Consider the following 21,944-nt stretch of genomic DNA (forward strand, 5'->3'; position numbering starts at 1 on the left):
CCCACCTGCCTCCTTGCATCCCACGAAAGGCTTGTCATGACTGCTATGCGCACGCTCCCTTCTCCGTTGCCCACCGCCGCGCGGCACCCGCGCCGCGCGCGCCACCGACCGCAGACGATTGCCGTGATCGGCGCCGGCATCGCCGGCTTGGCCTGCGCCCGCACGCTGGTGCAGGCCGGCCATCAGGTCAAGCTGTTCGAGCAGGGCGCCGAGGTCGGAGGGCGCATGGCCGTGCATTCCACCTCGCATGGCAGCTTCGACTCCGGGGCGCAATACTTCACCGTGCGCGACGCGCGTTTCGAGCAGGTGCTGGCGCTCGACCCCCAGCTGTGCCGCCCCTGGAGCGCAACCACCATTCGCGTGCTCGACAGCGCCGGCCGCGTCGCCAGCGCCGTGCCGCCGCCGCGCGAATCGCACTGGGTGGCAACGCCCCATATGCAGAGCCTGGCCGCGGCCTGGGCCCGGCCGCTTCTGGACGCCGGCCAGCTGCTGACGCAGTGCCGCGTCACGGCCATCGAGCGCGACCGGCTCGAGCCCGGGCGCTGGCAGTTGCAGACCGAGAACGCCGACCCCGCGCAGCAGGCCGTGCATGCCGGCTTCGACGCCGTGCTGCTGGCGCTGCCCGCGCCGCTGGCGCGCACGCTGCTGGCGCCCACGGGCCTGGCCGAGCTGCATTGCCAGGCGCTCGACGAGATCGACATCGCGCCTTGCTGGACGCTGCACCTGACTTTGCCCAGGCCCAGCAACCCGGCCTCACGACGCTGGGGCCGCACTGGAACGCGGCGCGCAGCACCCATCACCGCATTGCTTGGCTGGCGCGCGAATCCTCCAAGCCCGGACGCTCCTCCATGGAACGCTGGACGGTGCAGGCCAGCCCGGCCTGGTCGCACGAACACCGTTACGACGACGCGCCGCGCATCCAGGCCAAGCTGCAGAAGGCCTTTGCCGAGATCACCGGCATCCACGCCGCTCCCAGCCACGTCAGCAGCCGCTTCTGGCCGCATGCGCAGACCATGAGCACGCTGGGCCATGCGTTCCTGTGGAACCGCAAGACCGGCCTCGGCGTCTGCGGCGACTGGTGCCTGGGCGCGCGCGTGGAAGACGCGTTCGTGTCGGGCCTGGAGCTGGCCCTGAAAGTGGCATGACAAGCTTGCAAACTGGAAGTTCTCCCTATGTCGGGCGCTTTGCGCCCTCCCCCACGGGCCCGCTGCATGCGGGCTCGCTGGTTGCGGCCCTGGCCAGCTGGCTGGACGCGCGCGCGCACGGCGGCCGCTGGCTGGTGCGTATCGAGGATATCGATCCGCCGCGCTGCATGCCGGGCGCGGACCAACTGATCCTGCAGCAGCTCGCAGCCTGCGGCATGGAGCCCGATGAGCCCCCGGTGTGGCAGTCCGCGCGCGGTGCCTTCTACGAGCAGGCGCTGCGCCAGCTGCTGGAGCAGCAACTGGCCTATGCCTGCGCCTGCACGCGGCGCGACATCGAACGGGCCTGGGAAGAGATGGGCCTGGCGCGCGAGCGCCATGTGGAGCGCCCCTACCCCGGCACCTGCCGCAGCGGCCTGCACGGCCGCCCGGCGCGCGCCTGGCGCTTCGCCACCGTGAAGATGGCAGGCCGTGCGCAGGCCTTCGAAGGCCCGGCCGCGCCCTGCTGGCTGTCCGATGGGCGGCTGCTGTGGCAGGATCGCCGGCTGGGCCCGCAGTCGCAGGATCTGGCGCGAAGCGTGGGTGACTTCGTGCTGCGCCGCGCCGACGGTCTGTGGGCCTACCAGCTGGCCGTCGTCGTCGATGACGCGCTGCAGCGGGTCAGCCATGTCGTGCGCGGCGAAGACCTCACCGACAACACCCCGCGGCAGATGCTGCTGCAGCAGTCGCTGGGCCTGCCCACGCCGCGCTACATGCACACCCCGCTGGTGCGCCGCGCCGATGGCGAAAAGCTGTCGAAGCAGCATGGCGCGCGCTCCATCGACACCTCCACCCCCGCCGCCAGCCGCGCCGCGCTGAACGCTGCGGCAGCGGGTCTCGGGCTGCCGGTGGCGGATTGCACCCACGGATCCCGGGCCGATGCGCTCGCGCTGTGGGTCCGGGCCTGGCGAGCTCACTACAATCTCGCCCTGTGACTGAACACCATACCAACCCGGCCGCTTCCGGCCCTGACGCCCCCCAAGACGCCACGCACGGCACGGCTCCCGCCGGCGTGGCCCATCCCAAAACCATCAAGAGCTATGTGCTGCGCGCAGGCCGCACCACGACCGGACAGGCCAAGGCCTTTGCCGAGGTCGGGCCGCAGTTCCTGCTGGAGTACCGCGCCGCGCCGCTCGACGCCACCGCCGCCTTCGGCCGCAGCGCTCCGCTGATCCTGGAGATCGGCTTCGGCATGGGCGAAGCCACGGCGCATATCGCGCGCGTGCGCCCCGAGGACAACTTCCTGTGCTGCGAAGTGCACGAACCCGGTGTCGGCGCGCTGCTCAAGCGCATCGGCGAGCAGGACCTCCACAACATCCGCATCCTGCGGCATGACGCGGTGGAAGTCATCGACCACATGCTGCCCGAAGGCAGCCTGGACGGCGTGCACATCTTCTTTCCCGATCCGTGGCACAAGAAAAAGCACAACAAGCGCCGCCTGGTGCAGCCGCCGCTGGTCGCCAAGCTGGCCGCGCGCCTCAAACCCGGCGGCTACATCCACTGCGCCACCGACTGGGAGCCCTATGCGGTGCAGATGCTCGAAGTGCTGTCGGCCGAGCCGCTGCTGGCCAACACCGCCGAGGGCTACGCGCCGCAGCCCGAATACCGCCCGCTCACCAAGTTCGAGAACCGGGGGATCAAGCTGGGACATGGGGTTTGGGATCTGGTGTTTCGCAGGAAATAAGAGATTGCATCTTGGACAGGCTGCAATGAGAAATCGAGCGCAGGCCGTCCATCCTTCGACAGGCTCAGGACGAACGGATAACACCGTTCGTAGTGAGCCGGCTATTCCGTTCGTGGTGAGCTTGTCGAACCATGGACGGCCTGTCCTCGAAATCAAGCGCTGACCCGTCCTAAAGATCAGGCCGCCACCTTCCCCGCCCCGCGATACCGCTCCAGCCAGTGCGCATAAGGCGCCGGCAGCACCCAGTCCGGGCGCTGCTCCTTGAGCATCTGCGCCATCGCATAGGGATAGTGCGGGTTGGCCAGCATCGCGCGGCCGATCATCACCAGGTCCATCTGCTCCTCGGCCACCACGCGCTCGGCGTGCTGCACATCGTCGATGCCCCAGCTCGATGCCACGGGAATACCGGCTTCGCGCGCCACGCGCTGGGCGATGGGCGCCAGGAACGCCGGCGTGCCCCAGGGAATCTTCACATCGGGAATGACGAAATTGACGCTGACATTGAGCAGGTCCAGCCCGCCCGCGCGCATGCGCTTGACCAGCTCGATGGACTCGGCCAGCGTTTCCTCGTCCTTGCCGTCATACTCGATCACGCCAAAGCGCGCCGTCAGCGGCAGGTTCTCGGGCCAGACCTCGCGCACCGCGGCCAGCGTTTCCAGAAGGAAGCGCGCGCGGTTGTCGAAGCTGCCGCCATAGGCATCGGTGCGCTGGTTGGAATGCGCCGAGAAGAAACTCTGGGCGAGGTATCCGTGCGCGAAATGCAGCTCCAGCCATTCGAAGCCCGCATCGCGCGCGCGGCGTGCGGCAGCGACGAAATCGGCCTTGACGCGCGTGATGTCCACCAGGGTCATCTCGCTGGGCACGCGCGGCAGGCCGCCACCGAAGGCAATGGCCGAAGGAGCGATCGGCTGCCAGCCGCGCGGATCGCCCTCGGCGATGTGCTCGTCGCCCTCCCACGGATTGTTGGCGCTGGCCTTGCGGCCGGCGTGGCCGATCTGGATGCCGGGCACGGCGCCGCCGGCCTTGATCGCGGCCGCGATACGCGCCAGGCCCTCGGCCTGAGCATCGTTCCACAGGCCCAGGCAGTCGGGCGTGATGCGGCCTTCGGGCGATACGCCCGTGGCCTCCACGATCACCAGCCCGGCGCCGCCGCGCGCGATGGAGGGATAGTGGACCTGGTGCCATTCGTTGGTGAAGCCGTCCTTGGCGCTGTACTGGCACATGGGCGGCACCGCGATGCGGTTGCGCAGGGTGACATCCTTGAGGGTGAATGGGGAAAACAATGCGGACATGCTGATTTTCTGAGAGGGCTGGAAATAAAAAGAAACCGCAGAATTTCTGCGGCAGTTCCCCAGATGACGGCGCCGCTGAAATAAATCAAATGCTATAAATTTATGATCCTCATCTCGCAGCGCGATATCACGCTGCGTGCCGGCCGCTAGTGCCGCTCGGCGCAGATGCGGAACAGCAGCTCGCGCAGCCAGCGGTGCGCGGGATCATGGTGCGTGCGCTCGTGCCAGACGGCGCACTTGGTGAAACCCGGCACCTCCAGGGGCGGCTCGCAGATGGCGAGTCCGTCCTGTCCGGCCACCAGCCGCTCGGGCAGGATCGCCACCATGTCGCTCGCGCGCAGCAGCTCGGGCAGGATCAAAAAGGATTTGGCCGACAGCGTCACGCTGCGCCGCTGACCCAGCTTGAGCAGCGCGTCGTCAGTGACGCCATGGAAGCCGCCGCCGTCATAGGAGCCCAGCGCATGGTCCAGCGCGCAGAACTGCTCGAGCGTGAGCCCGCGTCCGGTCGCCGCCGGGTGCCCCTCGCGCAGCACGCAGACATAGCGCTCGCGGTACAGGGTGCGTGCATGCATCTCGGGCGGAGTGTTCTCGGGCGACAGCAGCGCCAAGCCGATCTGGCCGCGCTCGAGCTGCGCCGCCACCTGGCCGTTCTCGACCGGCACGAGCGACACGCGGATCTGCGGCGCCAGCGGCTTGAGCGCGGCCACGAAGGGCACGGCAATCGCGCGCAGCGCATAGTCGGTCGAGGCAATGGTGAAAGTCAGCTGCGCGGTGGCCGGATCGAACAGCGGCGGCTGCAGCAAGGCGTCGATCTCGGCCAGCACCTGCTGCACCGGCTGGCGCAGGTCGAGCGCGCGCTGCGTGGGCACCATGCCGCGCTGGGCACGCACGAACAGCGGGTCGCCAAAGCTCTCGCGCAGCCGCGTCAGCATGCCGCTCATCGCCGGCTGGGTCAGGCCCAGGCGCGCCGCGGCGCGCGTCACGTTGCACTCCTGCAGCAAGGCGTCCAGCGCCTTGAGCAGGTTCAGGTCCAGGCTCTTGAGAGAAATGGGCGCCTCAGCCGAAGATGCTGGCCAGCAGCACCAGCCCCAGCGACACCACCGCGGCAATGGAGGTCACCATGGTCAGCGTCTTGAGCGCCCCCTTGGTCGACAGGCCCATCAGCCCCTTGAACATCCAGAAGAAATTGCTGTTGACCTGCACCGCGAACAGCGCGCCCGAGGCGATGGCAAAGCCTATGATGATCGGCGAGACATCGATCTGCGCTGCCACCGGGCCGATGATGCTTGCCGCCGTCAGCGCGGCGACCGACACCGAGCCGATCGCCACATGCAGCACCGCGGCAATGAACCAGGCCAGCACGATGCTCAGCAGCACCGGGCCGCCGGCATCGTGGGAAAACAGCTTGCCCAGCTCCGCGCCCATGCCCGAAGCAGTGATGATCGCGCCCAGCGAACCGCCGACGCCGGTGATCAGCAGGATCTCGCCGCTGGTCTTGAAGCCGTCCGTCAGCGCCTCGGTGGTGCGCTCCTCGCCGATCCAGCGCCGCGCCAGCAGATAGGCGCCCAGCAGGCCGACGAACATCGCCAGGTTGGCATTGCCGATGAAGCTGATGAAATCATTGGAGACGCCGGCGAGCTTGGCAAATGCGCCAAAGGCGATCATCAGCAGCGGCACGATGATCGGCGCGGCCGACAGCAGCAGCCCCGGGCCCTGCGCCGCGGCGGGAGCCTGCGCCTCCTGGGCTTCGGTCTCGAGCATGGCCTCGCTGGCGTCCTCGTCGGTCTCGGGCTTCCAGTAGTTCGTGCGCAGCAGGAGGCTGAACAGGAAGGTGGTCAGCAGCGCCGTGGCCAGGCCGATCACCAGCCCGCCCACGAGCCAGGAGCCCAGGCTCACGTTCATCTGCCCGGCAATGAGAATGACAGCCAAGCCCGGCACCACGAACACATAGCCCGAGAAGATGCCCGTGCCGATGGCGCCCGCCAGCAGCGGCAGCCCGGTGCGCCCCAGCAGCGGCGCCGCCGAACGCGCCACCGGCGCGCCCAGCACCACCTGCACATCCACATAGATCGAGGGAAAGATCGTCGACATCGCGCCGGCCATGGCATAAGGCAGCCGGCCGGCGCCCACGGCCGAGACCAGCGCCTGCACCATGCGGCTGAACGCGCCCGTGGCATGCAGCAGCGAGCCGATCACCACGCCGAAGCCGATCAGCAGGCCGACCTTGCCCATGATCTCGCCAAAGCCGCCGGTGATGGCGGTGAGCGTGTCGGTGAAACCCACGCCGCTGGCCAGCCCCAGATAGAGCGAGCCCAGCATCAGGGAGATGACCGGCTCCACGCGCAACCAGATGATCAGGCCAATGACCAGTGCGATGGCCAGCGTGGTGTGTAGTACGACCATGTCGTCTCCTTTGCAATCCAGTTCTTCGGCTCAAGCTGCCGCGGCTGCCATCATGACGGCATCCGGCGGCAGCCCCTTGTCAGTCTGGATGCCTTAGAGACGCTCGCTGACCCAGCCCTGCACCGAAGCCAGGGCCGCCGGCAGCGCTGTGGCATCGGTGCCGCCGGCCATCGCCATGTCGGGCTTGCCACCGCCCTTGCCGCCGACCTGCAGCGCCACATGGTTGACCAGCTCGCCGGCCTTGAGCTTGGCCGTGCAGTCCTTGGTCACGCCCGCGGCCAGCTGCACCTTGTCGCCATCCACGGCGGCCAGCACGATCACGGCGCTGCCCAGCTTGTCCTTGAGCTTGTCCATGGTGTCGCGCAGCGTCTTGGCATCGGCGCCTTCCAGGCGCGCGGCCAGCAGCTTCACGCCCTTGATATCGATGGCCTGGTTCACCAGCTCGTCGCCCTGGCTCGATGCCAGCTTGCCCTTGAGCGCGGCGACTTCGCGCTCCAGCGCCTTGATCTGATCGAGCGCCTGGCCGATGCGGCCCTTGAGCTCGGTGGCCGGCGCCTTGAAGGCACCCGCGGCCTGGGCCACGGTGTCTTCCAGCGACTGCAGGTAGGCCAGCGCATTCACGCCGGTCACCGCCTCGATGCGGCGCACGCCCGCGGCCACGCCGCCCTCGGCCACGACCTTGAACAGGCCGATGTCGCCGGTGCGCTGCACATGGGTGCCGCCGCACAGCTCGCGGCTGCTGCCGATGCCCAGCACGCGCACGGTCTCGCCATACTTCTCGCCGAACAGCATCATCGCGCCGGTCTTCTGCGCGCTCTCGATGTCCATTTCCTGGGCCTCGGTCGCCGAATTCGCCAGGATCTCCTCGTTCACGCGGCGCTCGATCTCGCGGATCTCGGCGTCGGTGACGGGCGCGCCATGCGTGAAGTCGAAGCGCGTGCGCTCGGCGTTGACCAGGCTGCCCTTTTGCTGCACATGGCTGCCCAGCACCTCGCGCAGCGCCTTGTGCATGATGTGCGTGACCGAGTGGTTGCGCATGGTGGCGGCGCGCAGCGCAGTGTCGACCTCGGCCGTGACGCTGTCGCCCACCTTCAGGCTGCCGCTTTCCAGCACGCCATGGTGGCCGAACACGTCCGCGCGCAGCTTGAGCGTGTCCTGCACCGCGAAGCGCACGCCCGCGGCCGTGATCAGGCCCTGGTCGCCGACCTGGCCGCCCGACTCGGCGTAGAACGGGGTGCTGTCGAGCACCACGACGCCGTTCTGGCCCGCGGCCAGCTCGTCGACGCTGGTGCCCTCGGCATACAGCGCCAGCACCCTGGCAGGCGCCGACAGGTCGCCATAGCCGGTGAAGGCACTGGCCGCGCCGCTGTATTCGAGCGCGCGGTCCATCTTGAACTTGCCGGCGGCGCGCGCCTTGGTCTTCTGCGCCTCCATGGCCGCGCGGAAACCTTCCTCGTCCACGCTCAGGCCGCGTTCGCGCGCCACGTCGTTGGACAGGTCCAGCGGGAAGCCATAGGTGTCGTGCAGCTTGAAAGCCACGTCGCCGGGCAGCACCTTGACATCGCCCGCCAGCGCGCTGTCGAGGATCTCCATGCCGTTGGCCAGGGTCTCGAAGAAGCGCTCCTCCTCGGCCTTGAGCACCGCGGTGATGCGTTCTTCCTGCTCGCGCAGCTGCGGATAGGCATCGCCCATGACCGCCACCAGGTCCTTGACCAGCTTGTGGAAGAACGGCGTCTTCTGGCCCAGCTTGTAGCCGTGGCGGATGGCGCGTCGCACGATGCGCCGCTGCACATAGCCGCGGCCTTCGTTGGAGGGAATCACGCCGTCGCTGACCAGGAACGAGGTCGCACGGATATGGTCGGCGATGACCTTGAGCGAAGGGTTGTCCAGGTCGGCGGTGTGCGTTTCACGTCCTGCCGCCTTGATGAGGGCAGCGAACAGGTCGATCTCGTAGTTGCTGTGCACGTGCTGCAGGATGGCGGCCAGGCGCTCCAGGCCCATGCCGGTGTCCACACAGGGCGCGGGCAGCTTGGTCAAGACGCCCTGCTCGTCCATGTCGAACTGCATGAACACGTTGTTCCAGATCTCGATGAAGCGGTCGCCATCCTCATCCGGGCTGCCTGGCGGGCCGCCGGGAATGTGCTCGCCGTGATCGTAGAAGATCTCCGAGCAGGGGCCGCAGGGGCCAGTGTCGGCCATCATCCAGAAGTTGTCGGACTTGTAGCGCCCGCCCTTGTTGTCGCCGATGCGGATCACGCGCTCCGGCGGCAGGCCGATCTCCTTCGTCCAGATGTCGTAGGCCTCGTCGTCCTCGGCGTACACGGTCGCCAGCAGCCGCTCCTTGGGCAGCATGTAGACCTCGGTCAGCAGCTCCCACGCCCACTTCAGCGACTCGCGCTTGAAGTAGTCGCCAAAGGACCAGTTGCCCAGCATCTCGAAGAAGGTGTGGTGGCGTGCAGTGTAGCCGACGTTTTCCAGGTCGTTGTGCTTGCCGCCGGCACGCAGGCAGGCCTGCACCGAGGTGGCGCGCTGGTAGGGGCGCTTGTCCGTGCCGAGGAACACGTCCTTGAACTGCACCATGCCCGAATTGGTGAACATCAGCGTCGGGTCGTTGCCCGGCACCAGCGAGCTCGAGGCAACGATGGTGTGGCCCTTGGAGGCAAAGAAGTCCAGGAACGACTTCCTGATTTCGGCAACGGAAAAAGTGGGTTGGCTCATGGCGTATGGTTAGGAAGTGCGCAGCGCCTGCACGCTCGCATGAAAAGGCGCGCCGCCTGGGCAAGCGGGTCAATCTTCCATTATAGATTTGTGCGAAGCGCCATGGCGCCAGACGGGCAGCCAAATGAAGACTGCCCCTGCCCGCGGTGCGGACAAGGGCAGCAAGCACCAGGCCAGCTGGGTGCGGATCAGTCGCGCGCTTCGATGCGGCGGTTGATGGCCAGCGCCGCCAGCGTGCAGATGCCGCCCGAAAGCAGATAGATGCCCAGCCCGAACAGGCCGAAGCGTGCCGACACGGCCAGCGCCACCAGGGGAGCGAAGGCCGCGCCCACCAGCCAGGCCATGTCGGCCGACAGCGCCGCGCCGGTGTAGCGGTAGTGCGGCGTGAAGTTGGCCGTCACGGTGCCCGAAGACTGGCCGTAGGACAGGCCCAGCAGGATGAAGCCGATGATCAGGAAGGCGTTGTTGCCGGCCTGGCCGCTGCCCAGCAGGCCCGGGCCGACGAAGCTGAACACGCAGATCAGCGCCGCCATCGTGCCCAGGGTGTTGCGGCGCCCGAACCGGTCGGCAAGCCAGCCCGAGGCGACCATCGCCGCGCAGGCAGCGGCGGCGCCCAGCATCTGCACGCGCAGCACGTCGCCCACCGGCTGGTCGGAGTACAGCTCGATGTACGACAGCGGGAAGATCGTCACCAGATGGAACAGCGCGAAGCTGGCCAGTGCCGCGAAGGCGCCGATGGCCACGTTGCGGCCTTCGCTGCGCATCACTTCGGAAGTCTTCACCGCCTCGAGCTCGTTTTCCATCAGCAGATGGGAGTACGTCTGGCCTACGACAATGCGAATGCGCGCAAACAGCGCCACCACGTTGATGGCAAAGGCCACGAAGAAAGGAAAGCGCCAGCCCCAGGCAATGAATTCTTCCGGGGTCGTCGCTTCATACACATAGGCAACCAGGCCCGCGGCCAGGAAGAAGCCCACCGGTGCGCCCAGCTGGCCCAGCATCGAGTACCAGCCGCGGCGGTTGCGCGGCGCGGAGATCGCCAGCAGCGACGGCAGGCCGTCCCAGGTGCCGCCCAGCGCCAGGCCCTGGCCGATGCGCAGCGCGGCGAACAGCACGATGGCCCACATGCCAAGGCGCTCGTAGCCCGGCAGGAAGGCCATGCCCACCGTGCAGCTGCCCAGCAGGAACAGCGACAGCGTCAGCTTGGTGCCGCGGCCCCAGCGGCGCTGGATGGCCATGGAGATGGCGGTGCCGATCGGGCGGGCGATGAAGGCCAGCGCGAAGATCGCGAACGACGCCAGCGTGCCGTCGATGCGCGCCATATAGGGAAACAGCAGTGCCGGAAAGACCAGCACACAAGCGATGCCGAATACGAAAAAGTCGAAATATTCCGCCGACCGTCCAATGACGACGCCCACCGCGATATCGCCAGGGCTGACCTCTTCGTGCGTATCTGCACGGGACAATGCCTGGGGGCTCTCGTAACCCCCTGTGGAAGGTGCTGTGTAACCGGTTGCGCTCATGAAGATACCTCCCATTCAGTTGACTAGCCGTTTCTACGCCCGTCTACCGCCGAGCCCAGTACGTCTTTGACGCCTGCACATGTCAGCCAACAACTACAGCCCGACGGCTGCCTGCATCCACCCGACCACTCCCACCGGGCCGACGCCCCGACGGCTCTCCCGCCTACATGAAAATTCGCTGCGCTACCCAGAATGTCGGCATGCGCCCCCGTGCGCACGTAGGACAAAATGTCCAATCGACATTTTTCGCCGTTTTATTACATTTACGCTGTTTCCCAACTCACGTTTACACCTAAGCGCGCTCGGGCGCGCCCATGACATGCTTCAATCCAAGGAAATCCGTGGGCCTGCGTGGCTCACAGCTACCGCGCTGCTTGCCGCCCTCGGCGGCTGCAGCAAAGCCGTAGTTCTCAACCCCGCAGGCGATGTCGCCGCACAGCAAGGCGATCTGGTCATGGTGGCCACCTACCTGATGCTGCTGATCATCGTCCCCGTGATCCTGGCGACCTTCTTCTTCGCCTGGAAGTACCGGCAGTCGAACACCGAGGCCGAATACGACCCCGAGTTCCACCATTCGACCAAGCTGGAACTGCTGATCTGGACCGCGCCGCTGGCCATCGTGATCGTGCTCGGCGCGATCACCTGGATCAGCACCCACAAGCTCGACCCCTATCGTCCGCTCGACCGCATCGACCACCAGACGCCGCTGGCGGAAAACGTCACGCCGCTGACGGTGGAAGTCGTGGCCATGGACTGGAAATGGCTGTTCTTCTATCCCGAGCAGGGCATCGCCACGGTGAACGAACTGGCTGCGCCGGTCAACCGCCCGATCCACTTCAAGATCACCTCCACGACCACGATGAACGCGTTCTACGTGCCCGACCTGGCCGGCATGATCTATGCCATGCCCGGCATGCAGACCGAGCTCAATGCCGTCATCAACAAGGAAGGCGTCTACAAGGGCCTGTCCACGCACTACAGCGGCCCCGGCTTCTCGCACATGAACTTCAAGTTCCATGGCTTGACCGAAGCCGGCTTCAACGACTGGATCGCCAAGGCCAAGTCCGAAGGTGGCACGCTGGACCGCACGACCTACCTCGAGCTGGTCAAGCCCACCGAGCGCCATCCGGTCCAGCGCTTCGGCAATGTCGATCCCAAGCTCTACCACACGGTGCTCAACCGCTGCGTGGAAGAAGGCCAGATGTGCATGCACACCATGATGGCCATCGACAAGGCCGGCGGCCAGTCCTACATGCGCGCCAAGGGCCTGAACCTGTCGGGCGACATCTGCACGACCGAAGACGCCGCGAAGATCACGGCCGCTTTGGAGCCTGGCGTCGCTTCCGAAGCCGTCATCCAGCAATAAGCAATTCGGTGGTCGGCACGCCAGGCAAGCCTGCCCTGCCGACCACCTCACAAGAGACCCTTTATGTCTGATCAATTTGATACGGCCCAACTGATCTTCGGACGGTTGAGCTGGCAATCGATACCGCTGCACGACCCGATCCTTCTGGCGACCTTTGCCGGCGTGGTTCTGGGCGGCCTGGCGATCCTCACCCTGCTGACCCGCTTCAAGCTCTGGGGCACCCTCTGGCGCGACTGGATCTGCAGCATCGACCACAAGAAGATCGGGATCATGTACATGATCCTGGGTATCGTCATGCTGCTGCGCGGCTTTGCCGACGCGCTGATGATGCGCATGCAGCAGGCCGTGGCCACCGTGGACGGCGTGGGCTTCCTGCCGCCGCACCACTACGACCAGATCTTCACGGCGCACGGCACCATCATGATCTTCTTCGTGGCCATGGCTTTGGTCACGGGCCTGATGAACTACATCATTCCGCTGCAGATCGGCGCGCGCGATGTGGCCTTCCCGTTCCTGAACAACTTCAGCTTCTGGATGACCACCGCCGGCGCGATCCTGGTGATGGTGTCGCTGTTCGTCGGCGAGTTCTCGACCTCGGGCTGGCTGGCGCTTTCCAACCTCGGCCACAACCCCGAGGGTGTCGGACTCGACTACTACATCTGGGCCCTGCAGATCGCCGGGGTCGGCACGACGCTGTCCGGGATCAACCTGCTGGTGACCATCATCAAGATGCGCGCCCCCGGCATGACGCTGATGAAGATGCCGATCTTCGTCTGGACCTCGCTGTGCACCAACGCGCTGATCGTCGCCTCCTTCCCGGTGCTGACGGCCACGCTGCTGCTGCTGTCGCTCGACCGCTACCTGGGCACGCACTTCTTCACCAACGACATGGGCGGCAACGCCATGCTGTACGTGAACCTGATCTGGATCTGGGGCCACCCAGAGGTGTACATCCTGATCCTGCCGGCCTTCGGCGTGTTCTCGGAAATCACCGCCACGTTCAGCCGCAAGCGCCTGTTCGGCTACACCTCGATGGTGTATGCGACGGTGGCCATCACCATCCTGTCCTACCTGGTCTGGCTGCACCACTTCTTCACGATGGGCTCGGGCGCGAGCGTGAACTCGTTCTTCGGCATCACCACGATGATCATCTCCATCCCGACCGGGGCGAAGATCTTCAACTGGCTGTTCACGATGTACAAGGGCCGCATCCGCTTCACCGTGCCGATGATGTGGACCGTGGGCTTCATGGCCACCTTCGCCATCGGCGGCATGACCGGCGTGCTGCTGGCCGTTCCCCCGGCCGACTTCGTGCTGCACAACAGCCTGTTCCTGATCGCCCACTTCCACAACGTGATCATCGGCGGCGTGGTGTTCGGCCTGTTCGCGGCCATCAACTACTGGTTCCCCAAGGCCTTCGGCTTCATGCTCGACGAGTTCTGGGGCAAGGTGTCGTTCTGGTGCTGGCTGGTGGGCTTCTGGGTCACCTTCACGCCGCTGTACATCCTGGGCCTGATGGGCGCGACGCGCCGCGTCAACGTGTTCGAAGACGACGCCTACAACATCTGGCTGTACATCTCCACGGTCGGCGTGGTGATCGTTGCCGCCGGCATCGGCGCCTTCCTGGTGCAGCTGTGGGTTAGCTTCCGCAACCGCGCGGCGCTGCGCGACGTGACCGGCGACCCATGGGACGGCCGCACGCTGGAATGGTCCACGGCTTCGCCCACGCCCGACTACAACTTCGCCATGACGCCCAAGGTCTACGAGATCGATGCGTGGTGGGACATGAAGAAGCACGGCTACAAGCGCCCCCTCACGGGCTTCAAGGCCCTGCACATGCCCAAGAACACCGCGGCCGGTTTCGTGATCGCCATGGTGGCGACCGTGTTCGGCTTCGCGATGATCTGGCACATGTGGCTGCTCGCCGGCCTGACGTTTGCCGCCATCGTGCTGATCTCGATCGTCCATACCTTCAACTACAAGCGCGATTTCTACATCCCAGCATCGGAAGTTGCTGCGACTGAAGATGCCCGCACCGAACTGCTTGCACGCAATGTCTGAACTCCGCATGAACGCCGGCGCCGCGGGCGCCATTGAACCCCGCGACTACCATCTGGCCGAGGAACCCCATACGGCCAATGGCACCGCGCTGGGCTTCTGGCTCTACCTGATGAGCGACTGCCTCATCTTCGCTGCCCTGTTCGCCACCTATGGCGTGCTGGGCCGCAGCTACGCCGCCGGCCCGACCGGCGCCGACCTGTTCGACCTGCCGCTGGTGGCGATGAACACGGCCTTCCTGCTGCTGTCGTCGATCACCTTCGGCTTCGCCATGCTCAAGAAGCAGCAGAACCAGGTCGGCGCCACGCTGGGCTGGCTGGCGGTCACCGGCGTCCTGGGCCTGTGCTTCCTGGGCCTGGAACTCTACGAGTTCTCGCACCTGCTGCACCAGGGTGCGGGCCCGGGCCGCAGCGCCTTCCTGTCGTCGTTCTTCACGCTGGTCGGCACCCACGGCCTGCACGTGACCTTCGGCCTGATCTGGCTCGTCGTGCTGATGCTGCAGATCAGCAAGCACGGCCTGACGCACGAGAACAACCGCCGCCTGATGTGCCTGTCGATGTTCTGGCACTTCCTGGACGTGGTCTGGATCGGCGTCTTCACCTTTGTCTACCTGATGGGAGTGCTGTAATGAGCGCACATGACATCCACGCCGGCGGCGCGCACGACGCGCACGACGACCACCACCACGACGTCGGCCCGCACAGCACCTTCTCCGGCTACATGACGGGCTTCGTGCTGTCGGTCATCCTGACGGCGATCCCCTTCTGGCTGATCATGGCCAAGGTCATCGAAGGCCGCACCACCGCCGTCCTGGTGCTGGGCGCCTTCGCCATCGTGCAGATCCTGGTGCACATGTACTACTTCCTGCACATGAACAGCAAGATCGAGGCCGGCTGGACGCTGCTGTCCACGATCTTCACCGTGGTCTTCGTCGTGATCGCGCTGTCGGGTACGCTCTGGGTCATGTTCCACATGAACGCCAACATGATGCCGCACCACGGCACGCCGCCCGCCGCCTCCACCACGCCGCAGCCTTGACCTCCGTCAACGCCAACGCATCGAACGCCGGGCCTGCGCGCCCGCGTTCGATGGCCCTCAAGGCCATGCTCGCACTGCTGGGCATGGCCTTGTTCTTTGCGTTCGTGGGCCTGGGCACATGGCAGCTGCAGCGCCGCGCCTGGAAGCTGGACCTGATCGAGCGCGTCACCGAGCGCGTGCGCGCGCAGCCCGTGGCCGCGCCTGCGCCCGCGCAGTGGCCGGAGGTCACGGCGCAGCAGCATGAATACCTGCCGGTGACGCTGACCGGGCGCTTGCTCACGCAAAAGACGGTGCTGGCGCAGGCGGTTACCGAACTGGGCGCGGGCTTCTGGGTCATGACGCCGCTGCAGGCCGCCGACGGCAGCCAGACGCTGGTCAACCGCGGATTCGTGCCGGCGAGCGAGCGCGAGGCCTGGCTTCCCGCAGCCGCTGCCGAAACCGCAGCCGCGCCGCAGTCCATCACCGGCCTGCTGCGCATGAGCGAGCCTGGCGGTGGTTTCCTGCGCGACAACGACGCGGCGCAGCAGCGCTGGTATTCGCGCGACGTCGCGGCCATCGCCGCGGCGCAGGGCCTGGAGCGCGCGGCGCCCTACTTCATCGACGCCGGCCGCCCGGGCCAGCCGGTGGCCGCGCAGACCTGGCCGCGCCCGGGCATGACCGTCATTGCCTTCCACAACAGCCACCTGGTCTATGCCCTGACCTGGTATGGCATGGCGCTGATGGTGCTGGCCGCCGCGGTCATCGTGGTGCGCTGGGAAAAGCGTCGGGCGCTGCCCGCGCACAAGACCTTGTAGGCCGGGCGATTCGCCGGCTGCGGCAAAATCCTGCCGGTGAATCGCCCCTTACGCCCTCTCCGCCCCCGCTCCTCCGACCCTTTGTCCCAGGTCGAACTGACCACCGAGCGCAAGAACATGCAGCTGCTGATCCAGCTGCGCTGGCTTGCCGTGGTGGGCCAGGTGATCACCATCGGCGTCGTGCATTACGGCCTGGGCATTCCGCTTCCGCTGCCGGAGATGACCGCGGTGCTGATGGCGCTGATCGTCACCAACCTGGGGTATGTGTACTGGTTCAAATGGCGCCGGCGCAACGTGACCAGCCTGGGCCTGTTCTGCGCGCTCCTGGCCGACGTCGCGGCGCTGTCGGTGCAGCTGTATCTGAGCGGCGGCGCCAGCAACCCTTTCATCTACCTGTTCCTGCTGCAGGCCATCCTGAGCGCGGTGCTGCTGTCGCCGGCCCACACCTGGGTCATCGCCGCCATCACCGGGCTGTGCGCGCTCGACCTGGCGGGCTCCTCGCGCCCGCTGGCGGTGCAGCCGCACCACAGCCTGTATGTCATGGGCCTGTTGACCTGCTTCGCGCTGACCACGGTGCTGCTGGTGATCTTTCTCACGCGCATCGTCGGCAACCTGCGCCGGCGCGACTCGCGCCTGGCCGACATGCGCCAGCGCGCCAGCGAGGAGGAGCACATCGTGCGCATGGGGCTGCTGGCCACGGGCGCCGCGCACGAGCTGGGCACGCCGCTGGCGACGATGTCGGTGATCCTGGGCGACTGGCAGCGCATGCCCGAGATCGCGCGCCAGCCCGAGCTGCTGCAGGATCTCGACGAGATGCAGCAGCAGTTGCTGCGCTGCAAGAGCATCGTCAGCAACGTGCTGCTGTCGGCCGGCGAGGCCCGCGCCGATGCGCCCAAGCCGACCACGCTCTTTCGCTTCATGGACCGGCTCATCGCGCAGTGGCAGGCAGACCACCATCCGCTGCGCTTTCGCTATCGCAACGACATCGCGCAGGACGTGGCGATCATTTCCGACACCGCGCTGCAGCAGATGATCTTCAACGTGCTGGACAATGCGCTGGAGGCTTCGGCCGACGAGGTCGAGCTGCGGCTGCGCTGCGAGGACGATCAGCTGGTCATCACCGTGCTCGACCGCGGCACCGGCTTTGCCCCCGAGATTCTGCGCAACTTCGGCAAATACCAGCAATCGAACAAGAAGGACCGCGCGGGGCGCGGCGTGGGCCTGTTCCTGGTGACCAACGTCGCGCGCTCGCTCAACGGCACGGCCTCGGCGCGCAACCGCGACGATGGCGGCGCCGAGGTCACGGTACGCTTTCCCCTGTCCGCCATCACCCTGGGAGATAAAGACCATGGACACACGCCTGCTGCTGCTGGTTGAAGACGATGCCGCCTTTGCGCGCACCCTGGCGCGCTCCTTCGAGCGCCGCGGCTACCAGGTGCTGACCGCGGCCAGCGCCGAGGAGGTGAAGCTGCTGCTGCAGGAGCACCGCCCGGGCTACGCCGTGATGGATCTGAAGCTCGCGGGCAATGCCTCGGGGCTCAACTGCATCCAGATGCTGCACGAGCACAATCCCGAGGCACTGATCGTGGTGCTGACGGGGTATGCCAGCATCGCCACGGCGGTGGAGGCGGTGAAGCTCGGCGCCTGCCACTACCTGGCCAAGCCCTCCAACACTGACGACATCGAGGCTGCCTTCGGCCGCATCGCCGGGGACACCGAAGTCGAGCTGACGCAGCAGACCAGCTCGATCAAGACGCTCGAATGGGAGCATATCCACGAGACGCTGGCCGACAGCGACTTCAATATCTCCGAGGCCGCGCGGCGCCTGGGCATGCACCGGCGCACGCTGGCGCGCAAGCTGGAGAAGCGCCAGGTGAAATGACGCTGGCCGGCCGAGGCTGCCCGGCCCAGGCTAGAAAAACAGGTAATGGTCCACCAGCAGCGCCGCGAACAGCGCGCTCAGGTGCACCAGCGAGAACTTGAAGGTGCGCCAGGCCAGCGCATCCGAATAGTGGCGGCGCAGGCGCCAGGCATAGGCGCAGAAGCCCGCGCCCAGCACCACCGCCGCCGCCAGGTAGAGCCAGGAGCTCATGCCGTAGACGAAGGGCAGCAGGCAGGCGGCGAACAGCACCACCGTGTAGAGCAGGATCTGCAGCCGCGTGTGTTCGCTGCCGTGCGTCACCGGCAGCATCGGCAGGCCGGACTTGCGGTAATCCTCGACGCGGTACAGCGCCAGCGCCCAGAAATGCGGCGGGGTCCACAGGAAGATGATCAGGAACAGGATCAGCGCTTCGGGGCCCACCTGGCCGGTCATGGCCGCCCAGCCCAGCACCGGCGGCATGGCGCCCGAGGCGCCGCCGATCACGATGTTCTGCGGGGTGCGCGGCTTGAGCACCACCGTGTAGATCACCGCATAGCCGACGAAGGTGGCCAGCGTGAGCCACATGGTCAACGGGTTGCTGCCGATGAAAAGAATGACGGAGCCCAGGCTGCACAGCGCCGCCGAGAACGCCAGCGCCTGCGAGCTCGAGAGCTCGCCGCGCGCCGTCGGGCGCCAGGCGGTGCGCTGCATGCGCGCGTCGATGTGCTTCTCGACCAGGCAATTGAAGGCCGCGGCGGCGGCCGCCACCAGCCAGATGCCCAGGCAGGACACCGCCATGTGCAGCCACTGCGCGCCGCTGGGCCAGCCGGGAACGGCCAGCACCATGCCGATCAGGGCGCAAAAGACGATCAGCTGCACCACCCGGGGCTTGGTCAGGGCGTAGAACTGCACGAAGCGTGAAGCGGGGGAAAGCATGGTATCCGTGGTCATGCGCGAGCGAAAGCTTTCTTCGAGGAGGAGTGGCGCGGATCCGGATCCGCGCTGGAGCTGCGGCTGACCGCGAGAGCCCAGACCAGCGCGCCCACCAGCGCCGCAGCGCCTCCAGTGTGCAGCACGGCGGCAATCAAAGGCCAGTCAAAAAGGACATTCGACAATCCGGTCATCACCTGCAGCAGCACCAGCCCTGCAAGCCAGCGGCGCTGGCGCGCGAGCGCCCCGGCGCGGCGCAGCGCCAGCGCCAGCGCCAGCAGCGCCGGCACGACCGCATAGGCGGCGAGCCGGTGCACGTAATGGATGGCCGTCAAAGCCTCGAAATCCAGGTGGCTGCCATCCTTGAGCAGGCCCAGCGGCCGCCAGATCTCGAAACCCTGCGAGAAATTCATGGCCGGCCACCAACTGCCCTGGCAGGTCGGGAAAGTGGTGCACGCCAGCACCGCATAGTTGGTGCTGACCCAGCCGCCCAGCGCCACCTGCAGCGTGACCAGCGCCAGGGCCGCCGCCAGCGCACGCCGCAGCCAGGGCGCCAGCGGCTCGGGCTGCTGGCCGCGCACCGCGAGGCCGTGGGCCACGGCGGGCACGCACAGCAGCGCCAGCAGCACGGTGCCGCCCAGCAGATGCAGCGTGACGATGGCGGGGAACAGTTTTTCGGTCACCGTGAGCGCGCCGAACGCCCCCTGGATGCAGACCCATACCAGGCTGGCCGTGGGCCACCAGGGGCTGCGCCCCGCACGCAGCGGCACCTTGCGCGCGAGCCGCCAGCTCATCAGCGTGAGCGCGATGATCAGCACGCCCACGCCCGTGGCCAGATAGCGGTGGATCATCTCGACCCAGGCCTTGCCATGCGTCACGGGCCCGGTGGGCATGGCCGTCTGCGCCGCGCTGATTTCCTGGTGCGCGCCCAGCGGGCTGGCGTTGCCGTAGCAGCCGGGCCAGTCGGGGCAACCCAGCCCCGAGTCGGTAAGCCGCGTGAAGGCGCCGAACATCACCAGATCGAAGGTGAGGAACAGCGTGAAAACGCTCAGCGCCAGCAGTTTCTCCGCCGGACCATGCTGGCGGTTGCGCAGCCAGACCCATGCCAGGGGCGCCAGCGCGATCACCGCGCCGATCAGCATCAGATGCAGCAACGGTCCCAAGTCATAGAGAGGCTGGCTATCGGTCATTAATCACTCTTATCGTTTGTACCCAATGGGACGCCCATCGAAGCTCGACACAAATTTCAAGATTGTCTGAAATATCTGAACGTTTTCCACAAGAAACCGCGCTGGCGAGCTTGCGTGCACCGCGCGTTGACATATCGTGCCAACGCTACAGCAGCCCACGGCCAGACCGGGACTGGCGCATTGTCCCGGCGCAATTCTATCGGGAGCCGCGGTCAGGCACAGCCGGCACGCCAAGTGACCCTATGGATGACCGGAACGGGCGCGTGCCTGGCGCCGCTGCTGCACGAAGCGATGGCTTGATTGAGGCAGATTGTCGCAACCCAAACATCTTGCTACATCTTCATGTAATCGGTAACAATCCAAAGGGGGATTCCAGGGTGCTGCATCGACTTGCCGACGCATCACCGCAGGTGCATGCGGGACAATGGGTCGATTCGAACACGCACGTCCGCAGCTGGCCGTATCGCGCAGACCCTGAAGGCCCTCGCGAAAAGCCTGCGCCGGCGTTTCGCTCCACCCCGTCGTTCCGGCCCTGCCTTCCTTACAGGCGCAGGTCCCATTTGCTGTTATCGCCAAAAAGCCCAAGAGCTGGAAGCCCGTCATGAACATTGTGATCCTGGACGACTACCAAGACGCCGTACGCAAGCTGCATTGCGCCAGCCGCCTCGACGCGCTCAACGCCAAGGTCTACACCAACACCGTCAAGGGCCTGGGCCAGCTGTCCGTGCGGTTGCGCGACGCGGACATCATCGTGCTGATCCGCGACCGTACCGCCATCACCCGCCAGCTGATCGAGAAGCTTCCCCGCCTCAAGCTCATTGCCCAGACCGGCCGGGTGGGCGCGCACATCGATGTCCAGGCCTGCACCGAACACGGCATTGCCATTGCCGAAGGCGTGAGCTCGCCGGTCGCGCCCGCGGAGCTGACCTGGGCGCTGATCATGGCCGCGATGCGCCGGCTGCCGCAGTACATCGCCAATCTCAAGCATGGCGCCTGGCAGCAGTCGGGCTTCAAGGCCGCCTCGATGCCGCCGAACTTCGCGCTGGGCAGCGTGCTGCGCGGCAGGACGCTGGGCATCTGGGGCTACGGCCGCATCGGCCGCATCGTCGCCGGCTACGGCCGCGCCTTCGGCATGAACGTGCGCGTCTGGGGGCGCGACGCTTCGCGCGCCGAGGCCCTGGCCGACGGCTACCAGGCGGCGACGACGCGCGAGGAATTCTTCGCGCAGTGCGATGTCATCAGCCTGCATCTGCGCCTCAACGAAGCCACGCAGCACCTCATCGGCCTCGAGGACCTGGCGCTGATGAAGCCCACGGCGCTGCTGGTCAACACCTCGCGGGCCGAGCTCATCGCGCCCGATGCGCTGGTGGCCGCGCTGCAAAGCGGCCGCCCGGGCATGGCCGCCGTCGACGTGTTCGAGAGCGAGCCCATCCTGCAGGGGCATGCGCTGCTGCGCATGGAAAACTGCATCTGCACGCCGCACCTGGGCTATGTGGAGCAGGACAGCTATGAGCTGTACTTCGGCGCGGCCTTCGACAATGTCGTCAACTTCATCGACGGCGCACCCACGCAGATCGTCAATCCCGACTACCAGCTCGCGCGGCGCTGAGACCGCGCCGGCCGTGCGTCAGCGGTGCGGCCCGCTTTCTCCGAGCTCGCGCTCCTGGGCCAACGCGTCCTGCACCGCCTGACGCACCACCGATTCCAGTGCTTCCTGCAGACGCAGCGTGAACGAGCGCGTCTGTTCGTGCACCACGTGCGCGATGGTTTCGCGCAGGCGCTCGTCCAGACCGTGTTCCACGCGCTCGAGCAGGCACTGCACCAGGAACTCCTCGGCCTGCGCGGCCCCCTCATCGGCCAGGGTTCTGCGCAGCGAGGCGGCGAGCGGACTCCCTCGATCGCTGGT

The 21,944-nt window shown here is 66.7% G+C and carries 18 protein-coding genes and 1 pseudogene; 11 read left to right on the top strand and 8 right to left on the bottom strand.

Annotated features, from left to right (window positions below; translation table 11 throughout):
- The first annotated feature begins 36 nt into the window (after positions 1 to 36).
- From M9799_RS00290 to trmB, 3 genes and pseudogenes are all read left to right on the top strand, one after another.
- A pseudogene (locus M9799_RS00290) lies at positions 37 to 1,145 on the top strand (NAD(P)/FAD-dependent oxidoreductase).
- Positions 1,142 to 2,116 (top strand): tRNA glutamyl-Q(34) synthetase GluQRS, encoded by a 975-nt coding sequence (gluQRS, locus tag M9799_RS00295; RefSeq protein ID WP_231042437.1) that lies wholly within the window; start codon positions 1,142 to 1,144, stop codon positions 2,114 to 2,116. The pseudogene M9799_RS00290 and the gene gluQRS overlap by 4 nt, the downstream one beginning before the upstream one ends.
- Positions 2,113 to 2,865: a tRNA (guanosine(46)-N7)-methyltransferase TrmB gene (trmB, locus tag M9799_RS00300; protein ID WP_231042438.1), complete on the top strand. Its 753-nt coding sequence runs from the start codon at positions 2,113 to 2,115 to the stop codon at positions 2,863 to 2,865. Before gluQRS ends, trmB begins: the two co-directional genes overlap by 4 nt.
- A gap of 176 nt (positions 2,866 to 3,041) precedes the next feature.
- Here trmB and M9799_RS00305 read toward each other — a convergent pair whose 3' ends face one another.
- From M9799_RS00305 to M9799_RS00325, 5 genes are all read right to left on the bottom strand, one after another.
- Positions 3,042 to 4,157, bottom strand: a complete 1,116-nt coding sequence (locus tag M9799_RS00305) for an NADH:flavin oxidoreductase/NADH oxidase (protein WP_231042439.1) — start codon at positions 4,155 to 4,157, stop codon at positions 3,042 to 3,044.
- Positions 4,158 to 4,303: 146 nt separating this feature from the next.
- Positions 4,304 to 5,206: a LysR family transcriptional regulator gene (locus tag M9799_RS00310; protein ID WP_231042709.1), complete on the bottom strand. Its 903-nt coding sequence runs from the start codon at positions 5,204 to 5,206 to the stop codon at positions 4,304 to 4,306.
- A 7-nt stretch (positions 5,207 to 5,213) separates the two neighbouring features.
- Complete coding sequence (locus tag M9799_RS00315) at positions 5,214 to 6,560, bottom strand: GntP family permease (RefSeq protein ID WP_231042440.1); 1,347 nt, start codon at positions 6,558 to 6,560, stop codon at positions 5,214 to 5,216.
- A gap of 93 nt (positions 6,561 to 6,653) precedes the next feature.
- Positions 6,654 to 9,278, bottom strand: a complete 2,625-nt coding sequence (alaS, locus tag M9799_RS00320) for an alanine--tRNA ligase (protein ID WP_231042441.1) — start codon at positions 9,276 to 9,278, stop codon at positions 6,654 to 6,656.
- A gap of 188 nt (positions 9,279 to 9,466) precedes the next feature.
- Positions 9,467 to 10,801 (bottom strand): MFS transporter, encoded by a 1,335-nt coding sequence (locus M9799_RS00325; protein ID WP_231042442.1) that lies wholly within the window; start codon positions 10,799 to 10,801, stop codon positions 9,467 to 9,469.
- A 319-nt stretch (positions 10,802 to 11,120) separates the two neighbouring features.
- Here M9799_RS00325 and cyoA point away from each other — a divergent pair, with 319 nt between their 5' ends.
- From cyoA to M9799_RS00360, 7 genes are all read left to right on the top strand, one after another.
- On the top strand, positions 11,121 to 12,167 hold the full coding sequence (gene cyoA / locus M9799_RS00330) for a ubiquinol oxidase subunit II (RefSeq protein WP_231042443.1): 1,047 nt from the start codon (positions 11,121 to 11,123) through the stop codon (positions 12,165 to 12,167).
- Positions 12,168 to 12,230: 63 nt separating this feature from the next.
- A complete protein-coding gene (gene cyoB, locus M9799_RS00335; RefSeq protein WP_231042444.1) occupies positions 12,231 to 14,228 on the top strand; it encodes a cytochrome o ubiquinol oxidase subunit I in 1,998 nt (665 codons plus the stop codon).
- Positions 14,221 to 14,853 carry a cytochrome o ubiquinol oxidase subunit III gene (gene cyoC / locus M9799_RS00340; RefSeq protein ID WP_231042445.1) on the top strand — a complete coding sequence of 211 codons (633 nt, stop codon included), beginning with the start codon at positions 14,221 to 14,223 and terminating at the stop codon, positions 14,851 to 14,853. Before cyoB ends, cyoC begins: the two co-directional genes overlap by 8 nt.
- Positions 14,853 to 15,263 carry a cytochrome o ubiquinol oxidase subunit IV gene (gene cyoD, locus M9799_RS00345; protein WP_231042446.1) on the top strand — a complete coding sequence of 137 codons (411 nt, stop codon included), beginning with the start codon at positions 14,853 to 14,855 and terminating at the stop codon, positions 15,261 to 15,263. The genes cyoC and cyoD overlap by 1 nt, the downstream gene beginning before the upstream one ends.
- A 50-nt stretch (positions 15,264 to 15,313) precedes the next feature.
- Complete coding sequence (locus M9799_RS00350; RefSeq protein WP_465252532.1) at positions 15,314 to 16,057, top strand: SURF1 family protein; 744 nt, start codon at positions 15,314 to 15,316, stop codon at positions 16,055 to 16,057.
- 117 nt (positions 16,058 to 16,174) lie between these two features.
- On the top strand, positions 16,175 to 17,434 hold the full coding sequence (locus M9799_RS00355) for an ATP-binding protein (protein ID WP_231042711.1): 1,260 nt from the start codon (positions 16,175 to 16,177) through the stop codon (positions 17,432 to 17,434).
- Positions 17,406 to 17,939, top strand: a complete 534-nt coding sequence (locus tag M9799_RS00360) for a response regulator transcription factor (RefSeq protein ID WP_231042447.1) — start codon at positions 17,406 to 17,408, stop codon at positions 17,937 to 17,939. The genes M9799_RS00355 and M9799_RS00360 overlap by 29 nt, the downstream gene beginning before the upstream one ends.
- 30 nt (positions 17,940 to 17,969) lie before the next feature.
- On the opposite strand, the gene cyoE is transcribed toward M9799_RS00360, so the two are convergent.
- Positions 17,970 to 18,869 carry a heme o synthase gene (gene cyoE / locus M9799_RS00365; protein WP_231042448.1) on the bottom strand — a complete coding sequence of 300 codons (900 nt, stop codon included), beginning with the start codon at positions 18,867 to 18,869 and terminating at the stop codon, positions 17,970 to 17,972.
- Positions 18,866 to 20,038, bottom strand: a complete 1,173-nt coding sequence (locus tag M9799_RS00370; protein WP_231042449.1) for a COX15/CtaA family protein — start codon at positions 20,036 to 20,038, stop codon at positions 18,866 to 18,868. The genes cyoE and M9799_RS00370 overlap by 4 nt, the downstream gene beginning before the upstream one ends.
- Positions 20,039 to 20,639: 601 nt before the next feature.
- Between M9799_RS00370 and M9799_RS00375 the strand changes: the two genes are divergently transcribed.
- Positions 20,640 to 21,647: a D-2-hydroxyacid dehydrogenase family protein gene (locus M9799_RS00375; RefSeq protein WP_231042450.1), complete on the top strand. Its 1,008-nt coding sequence runs from the start codon at positions 20,640 to 20,642 to the stop codon at positions 21,645 to 21,647.
- A gap of 18 nt (positions 21,648 to 21,665) precedes the next feature.
- Here the strand turns inward: M9799_RS00375 and M9799_RS00380 are convergent, their stop codons facing one another.
- The gene (locus M9799_RS00380) at positions 21,666 to 21,860 is read right to left on the bottom strand and encodes a hypothetical protein (protein ID WP_263725554.1); all 195 of its coding nucleotides are present in this window, start codon (positions 21,858 to 21,860) and stop codon (positions 21,666 to 21,668) included.
- Positions 21,861 to 21,944: the final 84 nt, after the last annotated feature.

Source organism: Comamonas endophytica (assembly GCF_023634805.2).
In the GTDB taxonomy this organism is placed as follows: domain Bacteria; phylum Pseudomonadota; class Gammaproteobacteria; order Burkholderiales; family Burkholderiaceae_C; genus Comamonas; species Comamonas endophytica.

What these genes read in the sequence shown, in the direction of transcription:
- gluQRS (WP_231042437.1), top strand. Translation starts at nt 1,142, where the DNA reads ATGACAAGCTTGCAAACTGGAAGTTCTCCCTATGTCGGGCGCTTTGCG.
- M9799_RS00305 (WP_231042439.1), bottom strand. Translation starts at nt 4,157, where the DNA reads ATGTCCGCATTGTTTTCCCCATTCACCCTCAAGGATGTCACCCTGCGC.
- M9799_RS00315 (WP_231042440.1), bottom strand. Translation starts at nt 6,560, where the DNA reads ATGGTCGTACTACACACCACGCTGGCCATCGCACTGGTCATTGGCCTG.
- alaS (WP_231042441.1), bottom strand. Translation starts at nt 9,278, where the DNA reads ATGAGCCAACCCACTTTTTCCGTTGCCGAAATCAGGAAGTCGTTCCTG.
- M9799_RS00325 (WP_231042442.1), bottom strand. Translation starts at nt 10,801, where the DNA reads ATGAGCGCAACCGGTTACACAGCACCTTCCACAGGGGGTTACGAGAGC.
- cyoA (WP_231042443.1), top strand. Translation starts at nt 11,121, where the DNA reads ATGCTTCAATCCAAGGAAATCCGTGGGCCTGCGTGGCTCACAGCTACC.
- cyoB (WP_231042444.1), top strand. Translation starts at nt 12,231, where the DNA reads ATGTCTGATCAATTTGATACGGCCCAACTGATCTTCGGACGGTTGAGC.
- cyoC (WP_231042445.1), top strand. Translation starts at nt 14,221, where the DNA reads ATGTCTGAACTCCGCATGAACGCCGGCGCCGCGGGCGCCATTGAACCC.
- cyoD (WP_231042446.1), top strand. Translation starts at nt 14,853, where the DNA reads ATGAGCGCACATGACATCCACGCCGGCGGCGCGCACGACGCGCACGAC.
- M9799_RS00350 (WP_465252532.1), top strand. Translation starts at nt 15,314, where the DNA reads ATGGCCCTCAAGGCCATGCTCGCACTGCTGGGCATGGCCTTGTTCTTT.
- M9799_RS00355 (WP_231042711.1), top strand. Translation starts at nt 16,175, where the DNA reads ATGCAGCTGCTGATCCAGCTGCGCTGGCTTGCCGTGGTGGGCCAGGTG.
- M9799_RS00360 (WP_231042447.1), top strand. Translation starts at nt 17,406, where the DNA reads ATGGACACACGCCTGCTGCTGCTGGTTGAAGACGATGCCGCCTTTGCG.
- cyoE (WP_231042448.1), bottom strand. Translation starts at nt 18,869, where the DNA reads ATGACCACGGATACCATGCTTTCCCCCGCTTCACGCTTCGTGCAGTTC.
- M9799_RS00370 (WP_231042449.1), bottom strand. Translation starts at nt 20,038, where the DNA reads ATGACCGATAGCCAGCCTCTCTATGACTTGGGACCGTTGCTGCATCTG.
- M9799_RS00375 (WP_231042450.1), top strand. Translation starts at nt 20,640, where the DNA reads ATGAACATTGTGATCCTGGACGACTACCAAGACGCCGTACGCAAGCTG.